Source organism: Rhizobium sp. 01N447_2 (assembly GCF_056399245.1).
Map to the genome: position 1 here is coordinate 1 of NZ_JBFTQY010000158.1, position 2,301 is coordinate 2,301.

General features: G+C 61.7%; 3 protein-coding genes and 1 pseudogene. All 4 read left to right on the top strand.

The features are described from left to right. Positions 1 to 345 (top strand): electron transfer flavoprotein subunit beta/FixA family protein (locus tag AC1ECN_RS38455; RefSeq protein ID WP_477956044.1); only part of this gene is annotated, 345 nt, incomplete at its 5' end. A 23-nt stretch (positions 346 to 368) separates the two neighbouring features. After that, positions 369 to 1,298 carry an electron transfer flavoprotein subunit alpha/FixB family protein gene (locus AC1ECN_RS38460; RefSeq protein ID WP_477956046.1) on the top strand — a complete coding sequence of 310 codons (930 nt, stop codon included), beginning with the start codon at positions 369 to 371 and terminating at the stop codon, positions 1,296 to 1,298. A gap of 15 nt (positions 1,299 to 1,313) precedes the next feature. After that, positions 1,314 to 2,009: a dimethylsulfonioproprionate lyase family protein gene (locus tag AC1ECN_RS38465; RefSeq protein WP_024324051.1), complete on the top strand. Its 696-nt coding sequence runs from the start codon at positions 1,314 to 1,316 to the stop codon at positions 2,007 to 2,009. A gap of 152 nt (positions 2,010 to 2,161) precedes the next feature. Next, a pseudogene (locus AC1ECN_RS38470) lies at positions 2,162 to 2,301 on the top strand (S-(hydroxymethyl)glutathione dehydrogenase); the annotation flags it as partial.

The following is a 2,301-nucleotide window of genomic DNA, read 5'->3' on the forward strand; positions in this document are numbered from 1 at the left end:
GGCATGCCCCAAGCGACCTTCGCCTCGAAGATCGAGATCGGCGATGGCAAGGCTCAGGTGACCCGTGAAGTCGATGGCGGCCTGCAGACGATCGAGATCAAGCTTCCGGCTGTTGTGACCACCGATCTGCGCTTGAACGAACCGCGTTATGCCTCGCTGCCTAATATCATGAAGGCGAAGAAGAAGCCGCTCGACAAGAAGAGCCCGACAGACTTCGGCATCTCCACCACGCCGCGCCTCAAGGTGTTGAAGACGGAAGAGCCGTCCGGCCGCAAGGCCGGCGTCAAGGTCAAGTCGGTCGCCGAACTCATCGACAAGCTCAAGAACGAAGCCGGCGTGCTTTAAGCCAGAACTAGGGAGATATCATCATGGCCATTCTTCTTCTGGCTGACCACGACAATGCCAGCCTGTCCGATCAGACCGCCAAAGCGCTGACGGCCGCCACCAAGATCGGCGGCGATATTCATATTCTCGTCGCCGGCAAGGCTGCCAAGCCTGCAGCAGATGCCGCCGCCAAGCTCGCCGGCGTCTCCAAGGTGCTGCTCGCCGAAAGCGACGAACTCGCCAACAACCTTGCCGAACCGCTCGGCGACCTAATCGTTTCGCTGGCTGGCGCCTATGACACAATCATTGCCGCCGCGACCTCCGTCGGCAAGAACGTTCTGCCGCGCGTCGCCGCCCTGCTCGATGTCGCCCAGGTATCCGAAATCATCGAGGTGATCTCTGCCGACACCTTCAAGCGGCCGATCTATGCCGGCAATGCCATCCAGACGGTGCAGGCAACGGACGCCAAGAAGGTCATCACCGTGCGCACCGCCTCCTTTGCTGCTGCGCCCGAAGGCGGCTCGGCTGCCGTCGAGGCGATCCCTGCGGTTTCCGACCCGGGTCTTTCCACCTTCATCGGAGACGCGCTCTCCAACTCCGACCGGCCGGAACTGACCTCGGCGAAGATCATCATCTCCGGTGGCCGCGCGCTGGGTTCGGCGGAGAAGTTCAGGGAGGTCATCCTGCCGCTCGCCGACAAACTGGGGGCTGCCGTCGGCGCATCCAGAGYTGCCGTCGATGCTGGTTATGCCCCGAACGACTGGCAGGTCGGCCAGACCGGCAAGGTGGTGGCGCCGCAGCTCTATATCGCCTGCGGCATATCAGGCGCCATCCAGCATCTGGCCGGCATGAAGGATTCGAAGGTGATCGTCGCCATCAACAAGGACGAAGAGGCACCGATCTTCCAGGTCGCCGACTACGGATTGGTCGCCGATCTCTTCGACGCCCTGCCGGAATTGCAAAAGGCGCTCTAGCGAGGGAGACCGAACGTGGCGCGCGTCGTGGGACGTCCAATCAAACCTGGTGCCGACCTTCTTCTGAACGATGACGAGAAGCCGGCATACATACGGCTGCACGACATCGGGAGGGAAAGACGTTCGCGACCGTTGCAGGAATTCCTCAACGATGTCGGCGGACTGATGTTGTCGGCGGAGGCTCCTGCCGTTGCCAGCTTCGTCGCGGGCAAGGTTCTCCAGAGACTGCTCAAGACCGGCAAGGTGCGCCCGGAGGGCGGGTCTCTTCCCGGCGCGCCGGAAGGGCTTGATGACGCCATCAACCATCTTGCGAAGTCGGGACGGAAATACGAGGCGATCGCCAGCCAGTTCCGTAGTCTCGCCGACAAGCTGCTGTGGAGACGCGGCCGCTCCGGTCCGTTTGCAAGCCTGAATTTCGGCGATACGCATTCCCATGCGGTCGTGGTCGGCCCCAGCGGCATGGAGGAGCGCGCCGATCTGAGGGTCGGCGTGATCTACATGGATCGCTACACCCGGTTCCCCGATCATGTTCAGACCCAGCCCCGCGCCTTCATTCTGCTTTCGCCGGGCGAAATCCGCCTTGGCGATTCCGAGTGGTTCTCTGCCGCTATCGGGACGGTCTTTGCGAACGATGCCGGCCAATCCTTCGCGATAAGATGCACGGCGCGGCCGCTGCTTGCGGTCTGGTGCCAGGTTGAGCCGGAGACCTGATGGATCTTTGGCGACGATGAGCATGAGATGAACGAAAAGCGCGACGGCGAGAGCATAAAATCTCGGCTGTGACGCAGCAAAGCAGATCGGTGAGAAGCCGGTCCCTTCGAATATGTAGCATCAGAATTCAATTTAAGAGGAAGGATATCAAGATGGACGTTCGCGCCGCCGTTGCCGTTCAGGCAGGAAAACCGCTGGAAGTGATGACCGTGCAGCTGGAGGGGCCGCGGGCCGGCGAAGTGCTGGTCGAGGTCAAGGCGACGGGCATCTGCCACACCGATGATTTCACCCT